The organism is Novipirellula galeiformis, from assembly GCF_007860095.1.
GTDB classification, from domain to species: Bacteria; Planctomycetota; Planctomycetia; order Pirellulales; family Pirellulaceae; genus Novipirellula; species Novipirellula galeiformis.
Genome location: NZ_SJPT01000008.1, coordinates 244,105 through 261,255, shown reverse-complemented (window position 1 = coordinate 261,255; position 17,151 = coordinate 244,105). Strand labels below are relative to the sequence as shown.

The window sequence follows — 17,151 nt, the reverse complement described above, 5'->3', positions numbered from 1 at the left end:
ATTCCAGTGAAATGATTTCAGGTGACCTCCGCGAAGGAGTCTTTGCAATTGCTACGGCTTTAGCGTGAGTGACACCCCACCGAGTTCGCTATCGCCTTTTGCATCCTTGGTCTGAGGCGCATCGACAGGCCATTGGAACGGGATTTTGACCAGTTCGCGGCCACCAACTTCGCGCACCGCTTCCACCACAAGCGTGTAAGAACCTGCGGGAAGATCCTTTAGCGGTGCTTGCTCGTGCGAAAATTCGAGCACATGCTTGCCGACCGGACGCGTTGCCGACGTGACTCCATCGACGGGCATTTCGAGGTAACGTCCCGAGCGACGCCACCATTGCCGCAAATCGGGTAACCACTTCGTCCCATGCCCCTCTTTGCCTTGACGCATTTGGTACCAAACCGAAAGATCACGAACCGTTTTTGAGCTTGGCTCTTCGATCCATATCGCCACATACGGACGGTGGTATTCCGAAACATTCAACTGCGGAATCTCGACCGACACACTCAGCTGCTCAGCCTGGGTTGTGGCACAGGAGCAATACGCCAGCATCAAGCCTGCTAATGCAGAGAAAAAACAGCGAACCATGTTGTGAAACTCTTTGAAAAAAGGAACGGAATCGTTGGACGGTGAAGCGACCGATCGCTAGTGAATCAACAGCAAAACGACCAAGGCAGGTACGACGAAACCAAGCCCCACCAACGGCCATGTCATGCGGCGTTGACGCGCATGAGCGACGAGCAGGAACAAACCAGAAAAACAGAACACAAGCGTGGCCACGGCAAACACATCCATCAACCATTTCCAAGCGGCACCCGTGTTGCGACCTTTGTGCAAATCATTAAAGAACGCCACCCATCCACGGCTCGTTCGTTCATATTCAACGTCACCGCTCGCGCGATCGATACTCAGCCATGCGTCGCTCCCCGGCGCGGGCATCGACAAATAGATTTCCTCCTCACTCCATTCCGCTTGACGCGTTCCGATCGAGATCGCCAATTGGTCACTTAACCATTGCGCCAATTCGGATGGCAAGGGAGACGCCTCGGTCGCCGAGTCGAGCGTGGCACCGCTCAAAAGCGACTCGGGTACTGTCACGATTTGATTCTCCACCACGGGTGTGGTTTCAATCTGAGCGGCATGGTTGAGCGTGATGCCCGTGATCGCGAACATCAACATCGCGACCAAACAGACCGCAGAGCTGATCCAATGCCATTGAACCATCGTGCGCATCCAAAAACCACGTCGATAGCCTCGCTCGCTGGTTGCGATTGGCAAGCTCGTACCGCTAGGATTCGCTTGGATTGGTGGTTTCGTCACGGAATATTGATTGGACTTCAAAGGGAGAGACAAAATGAGATTTCAGCAATCGATTCATCACGCACGGTTGCGTTCGATTGTTACATAGAGTGCAACCGTTCTGCGTTGGAATCGAATGTGGCTTGACCGCATTCACCGTCAACACACAGAGCAAATCCCACCGCCGGGAAGCTCAATATTCGCCTAAAACTTGACCGTCGTCACGTAACATCAGATTCAGAAAGACTCCGATATCGATCGAGTCCGAGATCGTGCGAGAAGAACCATCGCAAAGCCCGACGTTCACCGTGCCCGAATGGAAGCTGTACGGTTGGCTTTTATTGGTGTGGTTCAGCGCTCGGTAGGTGCCACACGTATCAATGGTTGCCTCCCACGCCGAGGTCATGCTGCAATCCGTGGGGCTATCCGGAATGGAGGGGTTGCCGGAGGTCGACTTGCCGCGATTGGAATTGGAAGTATCCGCGGTCATGTTGTCGGCCGTATAGGCTCGCATTTTCACCCCGTCGCCACTGCCCGCCCAGGCGAGGCCTGCGCCACCGGTCGCCGCCACCACTTGGCCGCGTACAAACAGCTCGGGGCTACCAATGCACTCGTAGTACATCAACGTGTTACTCATGCCATCGGTAACATCACGCGCCTTGCCGCCTTTGTTGTTCGGATCACGATTTCGAGACCCGGAGGCAGGAGTCATTGCCGTGCTGAACTGCATCTGTGGCTCCCCGCCTTGGTAATAGAGCGGGTGTCCTTGGGGACGAAGCGCGGGAATGCGAGGCGTCGTGTAGTCCGCAACCCCCATCTCAATGCTGCCGTCAAACGTGGTTGCCGAGCCCGTGCGACTGGGGCACTGAAATACCGGCAATTGCGTCCCCACAACCTCCTCTAAAACGGCTTGATTACTCCACACCGTTGCCATGCTGCCGTTGTATCCCCACTTGTACTCGCTCGCCGAGGGATCATTGAAGTTCGGATGCCTTGCGGCACTGAACCTCTCGGCCAACTCGGGCTGCTCGACAAAGGCCATGATTCGCCACAGCGACCCCGTTCGCGAATAGGGGTAATGCCCGAAGGTGTGTTCAAACATCGACATCCCCAAGGCGATCTGCTTGACGTTGTTTTTGCATTGAAGACGGCGAGCAGCTTCGCGTGCCGCTTGCACCGCAGGCAGCAATAAACCGACCAGTACGCCGATAATTGCGATAACCACAAGGAGTTCGACGAGCGTAAATCCGCGGCGGGACACCGCGCTGGGAACGGGGGCGTTGGCAGCCATAGGTAGAGATCTCTAGAGCGAGTGACAGGGGGCGTAGTCGCAATCAAGGTTGCGAACGGGAGGGTCTGTCTGGCTGGCTCTAAAATTTGGCTGGCTTGACCTGCCTATTGAGAACGAGTCTCAACAAGCTAACGCGGATTCTAGTAGCCGCATCCCGGCGGGTCAACCGATCTCGCTCGATCGCTGGAAAAATGTTCCCCATTGCCAACCGCTCAACACTGGTCACCGCCCCAGATTTGAACCAGGCTGCGTTGGCGAAAGGGCGTAAACCTAGCTGCGGCATGCAACCATCACCGTAGGAGTTGGCACCGCTCATGAAAGCAGTAACTCAGGAAAAAATTGCCGTTTCCACGCTAGAAAAGCATTAAACTGAGGATAGAGGACGAAGCCATTTCAACGCTGACCGAGCGTTCCCTCGCCTTCCATCCACCTTTTCGAGGACAATCGGATGAGACACTTCATTTTGGCAACGCTAGCCGTTTCAGCCATGCTGATCACAAGCGAGCAGGCCGCTGCGCAATGGGGGCACATTGACTACGTGCCACATACGCAAACGCACATCGATTACTACCGCCACGGAAATCACCTGCACGCGGTGCCCCACACGACCACCCACGTCGACCCGGTCTATCACAATGGGCCGCACTACAACAGCGTTCCCTACCAGAGCCGACGTCCGGTGATCCAATATGGCCAGCCGCAATACCGCAGTGGATACCGAACCTATTACGGCCTTCCAAATGGAGTTCAATCGACGTATCGCTCCACCTATCCGTCGACACACATCGATTACGTGCCGCACACGCAAACGCACATCGATTACTATCGACATGGCAACCACATTGATGCGGTTCCTCACACAACCACGCACATCGATGCCGTTCCGCATACGACGCATGGCCACTAGACGCATGGTCACTAGATCGAGTCGTTTTGCAGATAAATACCGATGTCTTGCAACAGCGTTCCCGACTGGGCGCTGATGGAAACAAGGGAGAGTGAGTAGCGAGTCAGATCGGCCGCGTATTGACGCTGAACCTGCAAAAGCTCTTCCTGAGCATCCAACAAGAATTCAATTTGAATCTTGTCCGACTCGAATAGGACCTGCGAGGAACGCAAGCGGTCCTGCGCGGCCTCGAATTGCAGTTTCGAAAACGTCAAGGCGACGTAGGCGGAATGGACCTCAGAGATCGCATCTTTGATTTCAAAGTGCAGCGTTCGCTGTTGCTCGGCAAGAAGACTCCGCTCTTTGTTCAATTGCAACGTGGCATTGCGCACTGCTGCGTGGGCTTGTCGGCGGCCTGCGGTCACCCCCATTTCGAGACCAAATTCCCACTCTTGATGCTCGAGTGAGAAAAAGTCCTGGTAAGCACTGCTAAATCGATCGCCATCGCCGGTCAAATCATCGCCGAAGCCACGTAGTCGATAACGGCCAATCAGATCCATTTGCGGCAACAAGAAGTTCTTTGACGCCACGAGTTTGAGCTGTTGTTGCTGGACCTTCAAGCTTTGCTTAGTCAACTCGGTTCGATTGGCCAACGCGCGACTAAAAACGCTATCGAAATCAAAGTGGAACTCGGGGGCCACCGCGTCATCGGCGGGGCGCAACAATTGCCCTTCTTCGCTCGGCAAACCGATCATGCGTCGCAAGCGCCGCTCGGTCGCCCACAAACCACTCTGCGAATCACCGCCTCCCAACGCAATCTCCGCTTCCCGGCAATAGCGGTAATATTTCGCTCGTGATTGAGCTTCTTTATTTGCCTCGCCGCCATCGAGATTGGCTTCGCGACGTGCCAACGCGCTTTGCCAAGTTCGATAGGCAAGATCGCGTGCGGCAATGATACTTTCGTAACTTCGGTATTGCCGTTTCAAGTCCCAGTACACCGTATACAGGTCGCGTACAAAGCGGCGCATCGCCACTTCAAATTCCGCTTCGCTGATGCGGTCGTTCAATCGCGCGATCAGGATCCCGTTGGAAAAATTGAAACCTGGTTGCGCATTGGGTCCCGCGATCGAATTGAATTGCTTTCCCGCCCCACGCAACAACGGCTGGCGAACTCCGGCTTCGAGTTGAGTTTCCCAGTAATTGGGAAAGCGATTGCCAGCCCGATTGTTTCCGTCGTACTGCTTACGGCTGGTCAGATCCCAGGTGGCCCCCGAGTAGGTTCGTTTCTGGATCCCGGCGTTGAAGTTGACGAAATCTTGATTCAACTCTTGCACATCGCCGCCGAGCGTGGCGTTGTTGAACACGCGATCATTGTTCTGGGCGGTCGCATTGGCGAATAGCGAGCTATCGAAGGCGGCGAGCGCCGCCTGGGGACCAAAGAAAGGATCGCTAGCGGTAATGCTACGATCAAATATCGTCGCCGCCGCCTCGGGGGCCTCAAGGATCCGCAGCCCAAGAGGACGAAGGACCGGACTTTGCGCCAATGCCCATTGCAACATTTCACTTTCGGTGATCGACCGCGTTACCAAGCTGCTAACGCGGTTTTGAGAAGTGGCGTCGTGCGGCGGAGACAATTCTTGCGAAGGCGACGGATCAAGTTGGGCGGGGCGGACCTCGACTTGTTGAGGCGGGGATAAGTGCAAGGGTGAATGATCCGCGAGTGGCCATTCGCGTGGCGATGCGAGTGGCAATGCGTGTTCCCCCGCTTCCAAGCGACGCGGTGACTCGTGGACCAAGGCGACGGAACTGGATTGCCGTAGCGTCGTTTCGACTTGGTCGGTCAACGTCCTCAGGTCGTCCGACATTTCGAGGCTTGACGTAGGATCGCGATCACTGCGATGGCCGGCCAATTGAAACGGCGAGTCTGCTACGATCGCGCGGGGCTGCGAATTTTGCCCGAACCGCGGAACCGATTCTCCCAAGTTTTTTTTGGGAAGACGAGCGGAATCGACACCGGCACAGCCACCGCTGATCATCAACAAGCCGAGCGCGATGCTCAAGCGACATCGTTTCGTTTCTTGCTGTGTTGCCAAGCGAGGCTCATCCTTTCGCCGCGAGTTCCCCAAAATCGGGGGTAGTTCTCCGGCCGCGACTCGATCTAAAACGAGAGGCTCATGTACCGGTGCATCAGCAAAATCCGTTTCGCTGTATGCTGTGGTAAATCGGTTGCGTGGCAACCGTGACTCAAACTCGAGATGCGGGATTGCTAAACACCGCACAACCGTCACCATGATGAAAACACCGATTGTGCCAATTGTGAGGGATCCTGCGGGGCCAAAATGACCATGGAAATCGAACACGAAACCGCGACCGCCCGCATCCCTGCGACCTCGTTTGGCATGAAAACGATGGTCATCGGCTCGGTACGCCATTCGTGGCGAGTCTCCGTTTGCGTCGCGATCGGGGTTGCCACCGCGACGGCCGTGATCGTGGGTGCATTGTTGGTGGGCGATTCGATGCGCGGCAGCCTACGCGAATTAACCATCGAGCGGCTCGGACAAACCGACTCGATGGTCGCCCCAGGGCATTTTTTCAACAGTGCCGAAGTGACGAGTCGATCCGTGCCGGGTGAATCCATGCCGGCTGAATCCGTGCCGGGGGAATCGACCGAAGCGGTCGCTTTGATTTTTTTTCCTGCGGGCATTGTCGAATCGCAATCCAAACAGGGTGAGATTGCCCGTCGTGCCGGATCGGTTCAATTGATCGGATGCGACGACAACTTCTGGGACCTCGGCGTGCACGCCGTTCGTCCCGACGTGCTGCCAAGCGATGATGGAGTCGTGCTCAACCAGGCGACCGCGACCGAACTGGGCGTAACGATGGGAGACTTGGTCACCGTACGACTGCCGGTCGAAGCGGCCGTCCCGGCCGACAGCCCGCTGGGTCGCCGCGATACGCAAAGCGAAGGTCTGCCGCGAATGAAGGTGTTGAGCATCATTCCCGATCGAGGCCTGGGGCGATTCTCACTCGCTCCCAGCCAAGCGGCACCGATGAACGTCTACCTGCGCCGCGCCACCGTTGCCGAAACGCTACAACGCGACGGGCAAGCCAACCTACTGCTATTTGACTCGGCCGTGAAACAATCCGATTTGACGATCACGTTGGATGCATTAGGTCTCGATCTAAAGCAAATCAAACGAAGTTTCCCGGACAACGCTGAGGCCTCGGCCAAAGGCAACCTGATTTTCCATTATGCATCGCTAACAAGCGATCAATTGCTGTTACCTGAGAAAGCCGTTGACGCAGTCATCAACGCGTTAGGCCGTGCCCGGGTTACCCCCGTGTGCACCTATCTGGCTAACGCGATCGAGCGTGTGGATGAAAGTGGAAAGGTCATTGCTTCGGTCCCCTACAGCACGATCACCGCGATCGATTCGACGGCTGAATTACCGCTGAATTATTCGCTTCCTACGACCGCGAATCGCCTTCCCGCGGACTCCGATAACGCTTCGCAAATCGTGCCACTGGTGCTGAACGATTGGACGGCGAAAGCATTGCAAGCGGAGATTGGCACGCCGCTTCGCGTCGCTTACTACGAACCCGAAGTGGAAAACGGCAACGAAATCGAGCGTACCTTTCCTGCCATCGTGACCGACATTGTGCCGATCACGCGGCCGGCAAAACCCTATCGCCGATCACGCGAAGCGGTCTTTGACCAACCGCCAACGGTTTACAATGATCCGGACTTGACCCCCACCGTGCCTGGGGTAACGGACCAAGATTCGATCAGCAATTGGGATCTGCCCTTCAAACTGACTCGAGAGATTTCGTCCGCCGATGACGAGTATTGGAACGATTTCCGTTTGACGCCCAAAGCGTTCCTGCCGCTGGCCGATGGCCAACGCTTGTTCGGTAGCCGGTTCGGTCAAACCACCGGCTTGCGCATCAAGGCGGTCGCAGACGAGAGCGACGTCCAATTGGAAGCCAAAATTCACGCGGCGCTCCAACCGACGTTTGACGACCTGGGTTGGTCGATTCACCGCATTCGCGAGCAACAACTCAACGCATCCCGAGGCACCACCCCGTTTGATGCCCTGTTCTTGTCGCTGAGCTTCTTTGTCATTTTAGCGGCAGTGATGTTGATCGCGATGCTGTTCCGACTCGGACTGACACAACGGCTAAAACAGTTCGGCACCCTGTTGGCGATCGGATGGACGCCCCGGCGTCTGGGACGACTGGTGCTCAGCGAAGGTGGCTTGATCGCAACAATCGGCGTTGTGCTGGGGATCGCCGCAGGCATCGGCTATGCGATGTTTGTGCTGTGGGCGTTACGGTCGTGGTGGGTTGGCGCGGTCACCGTTCCGTTTTTGACATTCCACTGGACGTTGCGAAGTTTGGCGATCGGTTCACTCGTGAGCTGGATCGTTGCCATGACCACGCTCGCGGTCACGGTTCGCTCGATCGTGCGCGTCAACGTCCGCAGTTTGTTAACGGGGACCGACCAAGATCAAACTGCGACCGCGTCGGATCAATCGGGAAAACCGAACCGCGTATCGCGACTGCGTTGGATTGCGATCTCGATCGGCATCGTCGCCGTCGGGGTTGCCGCGTTGGGGGCGCAAGCGGGAGGCCAAGCGGCAGCGGGTGGGTTCGTCGGCGGTGGCATGCTGCTTTTGATCGCGGCATTGACGTTTGTCTACAGCCGACTGACGCAACCACGCTGGAGCACGTCCTCTCATGACGCAACGCTGGGTTCGTATCGTTCGCTGGCGACTCGCAACGCGGCGCGACATCCCTTGCGCAGCACCTTGACGATCGGCTTAATGGCGACGGCGGCTTTTTTAATCATCGCGATCACCGCATTTCGATTGCGCCCTACCGAAGCGGGCAGCGGCGGATTTGATCTCGTAGCGCAAACCGCACAACCGCTCTATCGAGACTTTGCCAACCCTCGGATCCGCTCCGAATTGATGGGCCCCGATGCGGCCGAGCTCTCCGCGGCACTCGTCGCCCCGATGCGGATGCGAGCGGGACAAGACGCCAGCTGCAACAACCTTTACCAAGCGACCAGCCCGACCGTGCTTGGTGTCCCAGCCTCCTTTGCCCCTCTTTTCAGCGCACACCCCGACCGCTTGCCGGGATTCGAGTGGGCAAAATTTGCCAAACTCGACGAAGGGCAATCGCCGTGGGAGCTGTTATCGAGCAATGCCGAGGGGACCCCACAAGACCCGATTCCTGTGATCATTGATTTGAATACGGCGATGTGGAGCCTGCAGATGCAACAGGGGATCGGTGAAATAAAAGCGTTTGAGTTCGATCCGGGCCAACCGATCTATTTCAAGGTCGTGGGGCTGTTATCCAATACGCTCTTGCAAGGTAAGCTCATGATCGGCGAAGCCAATTTTGAAAAACAGTTCTCGAATATCAGCGGCTACCGTTATTTCTTGATTGATTCGGACGCACAAACGATCTCCAAAACCGCAGCGGTCTTAGAAAACCGGCTGGGCGATATCGGCATGGATGTTTCGGAAACCGAAACGGTTTTATCAAGCATGATGGCGGTACAAAACACCTACCTGCGGACGTTCCAGAGCCTAGGAGCTCTCGGCTTGCTGCTCGGAACGGTGGGGCTCGCTATCGCTCAATTGCGTAGCGTGCTCGAGCGACGAGGCGAACTAGCCGTGATGCGAGCGATTGGGTTCACGCGTCAACGCTTGTCGGCGATCGTGTTGCAAGAAACCGCAATCCTGCTGCTGATCGGCATTGGCTGTGGATCGAGCTGTGCAATGCTCGCCGTGTTGCCCTATGGCTGGTTAAGCGGCATCAATCCACCGTGGATCGAACCTCTACTCATTGTCCTAGGCATTGTTGTCTTCGGGTTACTCGCAGGATTATTAGCGGTACGCCAAGTCGCAAAAATGCCACTCCTTGAATCGCTACGCGGAGACTAAAAACGAATGCGGACTGTTCCTTTTACTCTCACCCAGGCTGCGCATCAACTTGCGTTGGACGAAGCGTTACTTCTGATCGCGGAAGAGCGCACGTCGAGCGAAGCAGGAGCGTCTGAGTTCATCCGCGTCTGGGAATTCGATCACCCCACCGTCATCGTGGGACGATCCTCGCGCGTCAACGATGAGGTGGACGTTGATTTTTGCCGCATCCAAGCGATTCCAATTTTCCGTCGTTGCAGCGGAGGAGCGACGGTCGTCGGTGGCCCGGGATGTTTAATGTATAGCGTGGTGCTCGACCTGAGCCTGCGTCCCGCCTTGGCCAGAATTGATGTGACTCACCAATTCGTCATGCAACATTTGCAAACGGCGGTGAATCGACAATTTAGCGACGCCGAGGAAACGGCTCAATTTCAAGGCACATGCGATTTGACGTTCGCCAATCGCAAGTTCTCGGGAAACAGCATGCGTATGGCTCGGAATCACTTGCTGTACCATGGCACGTTACTGTACGACGCTGACCTAGCGACCGTTGCACGCTGCCTTTGTTACGCGCCACGTCAACCCGATTACCGTGCCGAACGAGCACACGCCGAGTTCATTACAAATATCAACGTCGATCCCGTGCAATTAAAAACGGACCTGATCGATGTGTTTGGTGGTCACCAAACGTGGAACGAGAGCCTTCCTCAAGAGCGCATCGATGCATTGTGTCAGGAGCGTTACGAGAATACCGGATGGAATTTCTCGCGTTAGCGGTCTAAGGTTTGCATGGTTTCACATGGTTTGTGTTGGCGTACACCGCCGATTTGGGTGGGATTCACCCCGACCGGCTCGCTGACTAGCGGCCGCTGCCCCGTCAACGTCCCGCATAGCACCCCCTTCCCCGTCTCTTCCTTTTGCCTGCTTCCATAAAATGAATATCGAGTCTTTGAAATCGAAACTCGCTCAATTTTCTCAAGAGCATGTCCTGCAATTCTGGGATGAACTTTCCGAGAGCGAGCGTCAAAACTTGAAGGCACAGATCGAGGACATCGATTTGCAAACTCTTGCAACTCTAGTTGCCGGTGCGGACGAGAAAATTGACTTCGACTCGCTGGCGCAAAACGCGGTAACCCCCCCCTCGGTTCGCGCCGATGGCAGCGGAGCGGAGTGGACGGTCGACCAAGCCCGAGAGCGCGGCGAGGCGGCACTGCGAGCCGGCCAAGTCGGAGCCATCCTTGTCGCAGGTGGCCAAGGCACGCGTTTAGGCTTCGACCTTCCCAAAGGCATGTTCCCGCTGGGCCCGATCTCGAATCGGACGCTATTCCAAATCTTTGCAGATCGATTGCTGGCGATCGGCAACATGTACGGCGTGGCCATTCCGTTCTACATCATGACCAGCGATGCAACGGACGCCGAAACACGAGCCTATTTTCAAGACAATGACTACCTTGGCCTAGCACCGGAGAATGTGCGGATTTTTCGGCAAGGAACGATGCCGGCCGTGGATGCGAGTTCCGGTAAATTATTGATGACCTCGAAAAGTTCGCTAGCCCTTAGCCCCGATGGTCACGGCGGCACGGTGGGCGCGCTCGCTCGCAGCGGTTGTCTGGAGGACGCTAAAAAACGCGGCATCCAATGCCTCTCTTATTTCCAAGTCGACAACCCCTTGGTCAACGTTGGTGACCCGACGCTGATTGGTCACCATTTGCTGGCGCAAAGCGAGATGACGACACAGGTGATTCGCAAACGCTATGCGCTAGAGAAAGTGGGGATCATTGCTTTGGCCAATGGCGTAGTCCAAGTGATCGAGTACAGCGATCTACCCCAATCAGCCGCCGAGGCGACCGACGCCGACGGCCAATTCAAGTTGTGGGCAGGCAGCATTGGCGTGCATGTGATCGATGTCGAATTCCTGTGCCGAGTCAGCCAGGACGCCGGATCGCTACCGTTTCATCGCGCCTTGAAAAAGGTCCCTTATCTGAATTCTCAGCAAACACTGGTGGAGCCCAGCGAGCCCAATGCGGTTAAATTCGAGAAATTCATTTTCGATTTGCTACCCAGTGCGAACAATGCCTTCGTTGTCGAAGTGCTGCCGAGTGAGGGATTTGCGCCAGTCAAAAATGCCGATGGCGCCGAGAATGATACCCCCGCTTTGGCGAAAGCTGCGATGGTGGCCCAACACCGACGTTGGCTTGAAGCGGCCGGAGCGCAGGTGGCTGAGGGTGTGAAAGTCGAGATCCATCCACGATATTCGCTATTTCCCGAACAAATCGCGGAGAAGATTCCCGCGAATTATCAGATTGAAGCGGACCGCTATTTTGACGCTTGAGTACAATAAAGAGGTTGAATTCTGCGATGCGGCGATACCTTCGCCCCTTGCCGCGGTTTAAACAGTGCCCCCGTTTTACGCGGGCCCCCGTGCTAAGCGGGGCTGGTGACACGCCCATTCCCCTCTCTTTCCCACCTGTTCGCAATGATGAAACGTGCTTCACGCTTGGCTTCGGCCCGCCATCGACGTGGGAGCTTGCTCGCCGGATTTCTCGTATTCCTGGCGATTGCGGCGACAACGGGGTGGTTTGCCTACTCCTACCTGACCAATCGTAGTGCGAGCATTTCGACCAAGGATTTGATTGTCGCCGAGGTCACCACCGCTCCGTTTGACCACATTGTTTTAGAACAGGGCGAAATCGAAAGCAGCAGCAACATCGAAGTGACCTGCAAGGTCGAATCGCGTGGAAATGGTGGAGGCACCCCGATTTTATGGGTCATTGATGAGGGGACTCGGGTTTCCGCTGGTGAAAAACTGGTTGAACTTGACGCTTCTCAACTTGAACTGACGTTCAAAGAATCCCGAATTCAAGTGATCACGGCGGAGGCCAATGTGGCGACCGCTCGCGCGATGGTGGAGCAAGCGACGATCGCCCGTGAGGAGTACCTTGAGGGGGTCTTCAAAACCGAAGAAAAGGCGATTTTGAGTGAAAAGGCGATCGCCGAGCAAGAGCTTCTCCAAAACCAATTGGCGCTGCAAAGCAGCGAGCGACTCGTCGCCAAGGGGCTGATTAAATCGCTGCAGCTCGACGCGGACAAGTATGCTGTTGCCAACGCTCACAACAAGCTCGATTCGGCCGAGGGGCGACTGCAAGTTTTGCGAGATCTGACCAAGCGAAAAATGTTGGTCCAGTTTGACAGCGATATCGAAGCAGCCAAGGCGAAACTTGCCGCTGTCGAAAGCGAGTTGTCCGAAGAACGCCAGGAATTGGCGGACGTCCAAAGACAAATAGACAATTGCGTCATTGTCGCTCCGTCGGATGGCGTCGTCGTTCACGCGAATCGCTACAGTTCGCGTGGCGGCAATGCGGAGTTCGTGGTCGAGGCCGGTGCGACCGTCCGCGAACGTCAAGCGATCATTCGCTTGCCCGATCCAACCCGAATGCAAGTCAAATGCAAAATCAACGAGTCCCGAATTACGCTGATCTCCGCTGGAATGCCCGCGAAGATTTCCGTCGAATCGGTGGCCGACCTGCGTTTGCGTGGTGCGGTCGTCAAAGTCAATCGCTACGCCGAACCCAGCAGTTTTTTCAGCTCGTCGATCAAGGAATATGGGACTTGGGTTGAGATCATTGAGCCCCCGGATAACATTCGCACCGGCATGACTGCGGAGGTGCAAATTTTTGTCGAACAAATCCCTGACGCCATTCAAATTCCGATCCAAGGCTTGTACGAACACGGCGGTAAAATGTACTCGCTCGTACAAACAGGGCCCCAGTCGTTTGAGACGCGTCAAGTATCCATTCGCGCAACCAATGACACGATGGCATGCATCACCAAGGGGCTTGAGCCCGGTGAGACCGTGGTTTTGAACCTACGTTCGTACTTGACCCTCATGGATTTGCCAGAACTCGAGCTGAGCGACAACAGCGACATGCGTGAAATCGCAGCCGACCGTGCTAAGGATGCGGCCGCGAGAACCGCTTCGGAGGCCACAACGCCAGACCAGGATGCACCGCCCGAAGCCGGTCGTCGCCCCCGAGAAGGAGGACGACCTGAAGGAGGGCGACCCGAAGGAGGGCGACCTCAACAGGGTGGTGGCGCAGCGGGCCCCGAAGGCGGGCGTCCCGATCCTGCAACGATCGCGAAGATGCGAATCGAACAAGCCGACCGCAACGGCGACGGCAAGCTTTCCAAAGAAGAAATTGACGGCGTGGACGATGAGCGACGCCGCAGCTCGATTAGCGAAGCGGACGCCGATGGTGATGGCAGCGTCACCCAAGCCGAGTTAACCGAATCGATGCGGAAACGCATGTCACAAGGGGGCGGAGGACCGCGATGAGCACGAAGGATGCCTACTCGGCTCAAACGGTGCCCATCGATGTGGCGAGCGAGCCAACGCGACGGATGGCAACGTCAATCCGCAACTTAAAAAAAGAGTACGTACTGAAAAGCGAGACAGTGCGAGCGCTGCGTGGTGTCTCCTTTGACGTACCCGAAGGCGACTATGTAGCGATCATGGGCCCCTCGGGAAGTGGAAAAAGTACCCTCTTGAACCTGCTCGGTTGCCTCGACCAACCCACCTCCGGCAGCCTGTTGTTAGGGGACGATGACATCATCACGTTGACCGATGACCAACTTGCCGATATTCGCAGCCAACGGATTGGATTCGTGTTCCAATCCTACAACTTGATCCAACAATTGAGCGTCGTTGAAAACATCCAAGTCCCGCTCTATTACCAAGGCCGCCTCGGTGCCACTGAGTTGGAACGGGCGAAAAAAATGGCGGCCCGCGTCGGGTTGGCGGATCGATTAGGGCATCGGCCTTCCCAGCTCTCGGGAGGTCAGCAGCAACGCGTTGCGATCGCGAGAAGTCTGATCAACGATCCTTTCTTTATCCTCGCCGACGAACCGACCGGTAACCTGGATTCCGTTACCACCGAAGAAATTCTCGGGATTTTCGATGAGCTAAATAACGAAGGCCGAACGATCATTTTGGTGACTCACGAAGACGATGTTGCCGAACGTGCAAAACGAGTCATCCGATTAAAAGACGGCATGCTTGATCGCGACGAAATCATCAGTGAAGAAACCCGTGCGGCGGCACGCGCAACCCAGCATGAAAATGTGCTCCAACTTCTAGCAAGGCAGTCATAACCATGCTTTGGCTAAGAACATGGCAACTGGGAATCAAAAGCCTGTCGCTGCACCCGTTGCGAACCGGTCTGACGATGCTGGGGATCTTGATTGGCGTATGGGCGGTGATCGTTTTAACGGCGATCAGCCAAGGGGCGAGCGATCAAGTTCAAAAGCAAATTGAATCGCTCGGTGCCAACACGATCATCGTCCGCAGCGTCAAACCGCCCGATGAAAAAATGACGGGGATGTCAGCCAGCAAATACGGCCTATTGCGCAGCGATTTGGATTTGATCCTGGGAACGGTCCCAACCGTCCAAGCGGCAATTCCGATCCGCGAAATCCGACGTCAATTCAGCTTCCGAGACCGGATGATCGATGGTCGCTTGGTGGGCTGCACCCCGCTCTACGATGAGATCAACCATTTGAAGATCCGTAGCAACGGGGGACGTTTCTTGTCCGACGCCGATGGTCTGCGCTCGGCGACCGTGTGTGTCATTTCCGCTGGGGTCGCGGACCGTTTGTTCCCGTACGAAGAACCGCTCGGCAAACGTGTCTACGTGCCTGAGAGCTCCGATTTTTTCAAGATCGTCGGAGTGCTCGAAGCTCGCAATCCTTCCGCGGCGGTCGGAGGATCGCTCGATTCTCAAGATTTCTCGGCGGACATTTACATCCCCATTCAAACGCTCCGCAAACGGGTCGGCGATACCATCGTGACGCGGCGAAGCGGCCAGTTCCAAGTCGAGATCATGGAACTGAACCAAATCACCCTGCAAGTCGAACGGGTCGATCAAGTTCGCAGCACCGCCGCCATGATCGAATACCTGCTCGAACCCAAACACGCGTCGGCCAACGACATCGCGGTGGTTGTCCCCTTGGAACTACTTGAACAAGCCCGAAACTTGCGCATCATGTTCCTCGGAATTGGTATCTTGATCGCCTGCATCTCCTTGATCGTCGGTGGCATCGGGATCATGAACATCATGTTAGCCAGCGTAACCGAACGCACTCGCGAGATTGGAATTCGACGCGCCCTAGGTGCAAAACGCGGAGACATCGTCCGTCAATTTTTGGCGGAAACACTCGTGCTTAGTTTCGCCGGCGCTACGCTGGGGATCTTGCTTGGATTCCTCGGCCCCGCGATGTACAGCACGATGATGTGGGGAGTCCAGACAGGCTTTCCCGACAAGTTTGCGGCGCTACCCGATGCGATTCGCCAAGCGGAACCCACGATCGTCTACGGCACCATTCCGTTAGCAGTCTTGATCGCCGTTGCGGTGGGTTTGATCAGTGGGCTCTATCCCGCAATCCGCGCCGCACGCATGAATCCGATCGAAGCGTTGCGACACGAGTAGACTGTGGCAAGGAAGTTGCCTTGCCATGAGACGAATCCCAAATCCCCGTCAGCTCCAAATACCGCCGATCGTTCCATCGGGGATGCGGATCATCGGGGAATACGGATCATCGGGGATACGGGCGCGTCTGACGTTGGCATCGACAACACGGTTGACTTCGGTGAGCCAAAGGCGCGCATCGATGATGCGCGTGAGCTGGCGAACGTCTGGCGTTAACGCATCTAGCGATTCATTCTACTTGAAACAGTCCCGTACCGGTGGAGCACGCCGACACGTTCGCGTTATTCCCCTGCATTGGCCGCGGGGCGATATGCGAACCGCTGCAGGCTGGCGGGATTGGTGGTTTTCAACCCTCGCTGTGCTTCGTCCAATCGAGGAGGTGTGCTTGTGACAATGATCAAGATCCCACCGTTACGGATTCGCTCTTCGTAGTGCTCAGCCTTGTGCGAGTTGATCCCGTAGTGATTCGCCATCGCAAACAAACCCCGTGAGTCCACACGGTCGGAGGAGGAGTGGTGCAAAGTTGAAAGGGAGTCTCCTTCGGATGCCATTGCAGCCAGCGCTGCTCCGCCAGCCGCCGCTGCCAACGGCCCAGCGATCATGATCGGCCCCATGATGGAGGAAACCGCCAAAGGAGTGCCAGCGAGAGCGGCGATCGCGGCACCGATGCCCATCGATTTTTCCGCGCCGTAGTTATCCTCCTCCTCGTCACTGCGATGCACTTTCTCCAGTGCTTTAACATGCCCTCGCCAACAAACCGAAACCGCATCGGCATGAAAGTCAAACTTTCGGAGTACTTCTAAACCAATCTTTGCCCCTTTGTGGGACTCGTATTCTGCAACTAAACACGCCGCATGCATGATCGTTTCTCCGTTGGTGGTTTGCCCTATCGATACATCCACAATGCCAACCCTAAGACAACAAGCAACAGGACCAGCAAATACGTTAGTCCCACAATCCCAAACACACTGTCCGGTGAGCGTTCGTCCAAGGGCATATTCTCACCTTTGCCGCGTTCGCTAGGAGGTACGTCTGAGTCACTTTCTTCGGGCCTTTTTTTTTCTAACATTCGGCGATCCTTTGCGTCATCGAGTCGAACCAGTGGACACACGACTGAGCAAATCGAGTGCCGAACCTGAAGAGAAAGCCGCCAAACATTTCGACGATCGCGACGAAGCGTTCGGCGACGAGCGCTATTGAGAATAAAGCCGCAAAACGCGTACCGATTCACCAGCCGTACCGATACACCGGACCATGAAAGTCCAATCG

General features: G+C 56.0%; 13 protein-coding genes. 7 read left to right on the top strand and 6 right to left on the bottom strand.

All coding sequences use genetic code 11. The features are described from left to right. Nucleotides 1-51: 51 nt before the first annotated feature. The 3 genes from Pla52o_RS20680 to Pla52o_RS20670 form a co-directional block, all read right to left on the bottom strand. The gene (locus tag Pla52o_RS20680) at nt 52-582 is read right to left on the bottom strand and encodes a DUF2271 domain-containing protein (protein WP_390620906.1); all 531 of its coding nucleotides are present in this window, start codon (nt 580-582) and stop codon (nt 52-54) included. Between the two features lie 57 nt (nt 583-639). Beyond that, nucleotides 640-1,272: a PepSY-associated TM helix domain-containing protein gene (locus tag Pla52o_RS20675; RefSeq protein WP_390620910.1), complete on the bottom strand. Its 633-nt coding sequence runs from the start codon at nt 1,270-1,272 to the stop codon at nt 640-642. A 214-nt stretch (nt 1,273-1,486) separates the two neighbouring features. Further along, nucleotides 1,487-2,584: a DUF1559 domain-containing protein gene (locus Pla52o_RS20670; RefSeq protein WP_146596525.1), complete on the bottom strand. Its 1,098-nt coding sequence runs from the start codon at nt 2,582-2,584 to the stop codon at nt 1,487-1,489. A gap of 448 nt (nt 2,585-3,032) precedes the next feature. On the opposite strand from Pla52o_RS20670, the gene Pla52o_RS20665 reads away from it, so the two are divergent. Then, nucleotides 3,033-3,491: a hypothetical protein gene (locus Pla52o_RS20665; protein ID WP_146596524.1), complete on the top strand. Its 459-nt coding sequence runs from the start codon at nt 3,033-3,035 to the stop codon at nt 3,489-3,491. An 11-nt stretch (nt 3,492-3,502) separates the two neighbouring features. On the opposite strand, the gene Pla52o_RS20660 is transcribed toward Pla52o_RS20665, so the two are convergent. Next, on the bottom strand, nt 3,503-5,563 hold the full coding sequence (locus Pla52o_RS20660; protein WP_231612516.1) for a TolC family protein: 2,061 nt from the start codon (nt 5,561-5,563) through the stop codon (nt 3,503-3,505). 252 nt (nt 5,564-5,815) lie between these two features. Here Pla52o_RS20660 and Pla52o_RS20655 point away from each other — a divergent pair, with 252 nt between their 5' ends. The 6 genes from Pla52o_RS20655 to Pla52o_RS20630 all read left to right on the top strand — a co-directional run bounded on the left by Pla52o_RS20655 (nt 5,816) and on the right by Pla52o_RS20630 (nt 15,882). Beyond that, nucleotides 5,816-9,421 carry an FtsX-like permease family protein gene (locus tag Pla52o_RS20655; RefSeq protein ID WP_231612515.1) on the top strand — a complete coding sequence of 1,202 codons (3,606 nt, stop codon included), beginning with the start codon at nt 5,816-5,818 and terminating at the stop codon, nt 9,419-9,421. A gap of 6 nt (nt 9,422-9,427) precedes the next feature. Next, on the top strand, nt 9,428-10,174 hold the full coding sequence (locus Pla52o_RS20650) for a lipoate--protein ligase family protein (protein WP_146596522.1): 747 nt from the start codon (nt 9,428-9,430) through the stop codon (nt 10,172-10,174). Between the two features lie 160 nt (nt 10,175-10,334). Next, nucleotides 10,335-11,732, top strand: a complete 1,398-nt coding sequence (locus tag Pla52o_RS20645) for a UTP--glucose-1-phosphate uridylyltransferase (protein ID WP_146596521.1) — start codon at nt 10,335-10,337, stop codon at nt 11,730-11,732. Nucleotides 11,733-11,876: 144 nt separating this feature from the next. Then, nucleotides 11,877-13,733 carry an HlyD family efflux transporter periplasmic adaptor subunit gene (locus Pla52o_RS20640; RefSeq protein WP_146596520.1) on the top strand — a complete coding sequence of 619 codons (1,857 nt, stop codon included), beginning with the start codon at nt 11,877-11,879 and terminating at the stop codon, nt 13,731-13,733. Further along, on the top strand, nt 13,730-14,548 hold the full coding sequence (locus Pla52o_RS20635) for an ABC transporter ATP-binding protein (RefSeq protein WP_146596519.1): 819 nt from the start codon (nt 13,730-13,732) through the stop codon (nt 14,546-14,548). The genes Pla52o_RS20640 and Pla52o_RS20635 overlap by 4 nt, the downstream gene beginning before the upstream one ends. Before the next feature lie 2 nt (nt 14,549-14,550). Further along, nucleotides 14,551-15,882, top strand: a complete 1,332-nt coding sequence (locus Pla52o_RS20630) for an ABC transporter permease (protein ID WP_146596518.1) — start codon at nt 14,551-14,553, stop codon at nt 15,880-15,882. 281 nt (nt 15,883-16,163) lie between these two features. On the opposite strand, the gene Pla52o_RS20625 is transcribed toward Pla52o_RS20630, so the two are convergent. Both Pla52o_RS20625 and Pla52o_RS20620 read right to left on the bottom strand, forming a co-directional pair. After that, nucleotides 16,164-16,784 (bottom strand): hypothetical protein, encoded by a 621-nt coding sequence (locus Pla52o_RS20625; protein ID WP_146596517.1) that lies wholly within the window; start codon nt 16,782-16,784, stop codon nt 16,164-16,166. After that, nucleotides 16,769-16,951, bottom strand: a complete 183-nt coding sequence (locus Pla52o_RS20620) for a hypothetical protein (RefSeq protein ID WP_146596516.1) — start codon at nt 16,949-16,951, stop codon at nt 16,769-16,771. Before Pla52o_RS20620 ends, Pla52o_RS20625 begins: the two co-directional genes overlap by 16 nt. Between the last annotated feature and the right edge of the window lie 200 nt (nt 16,952-17,151).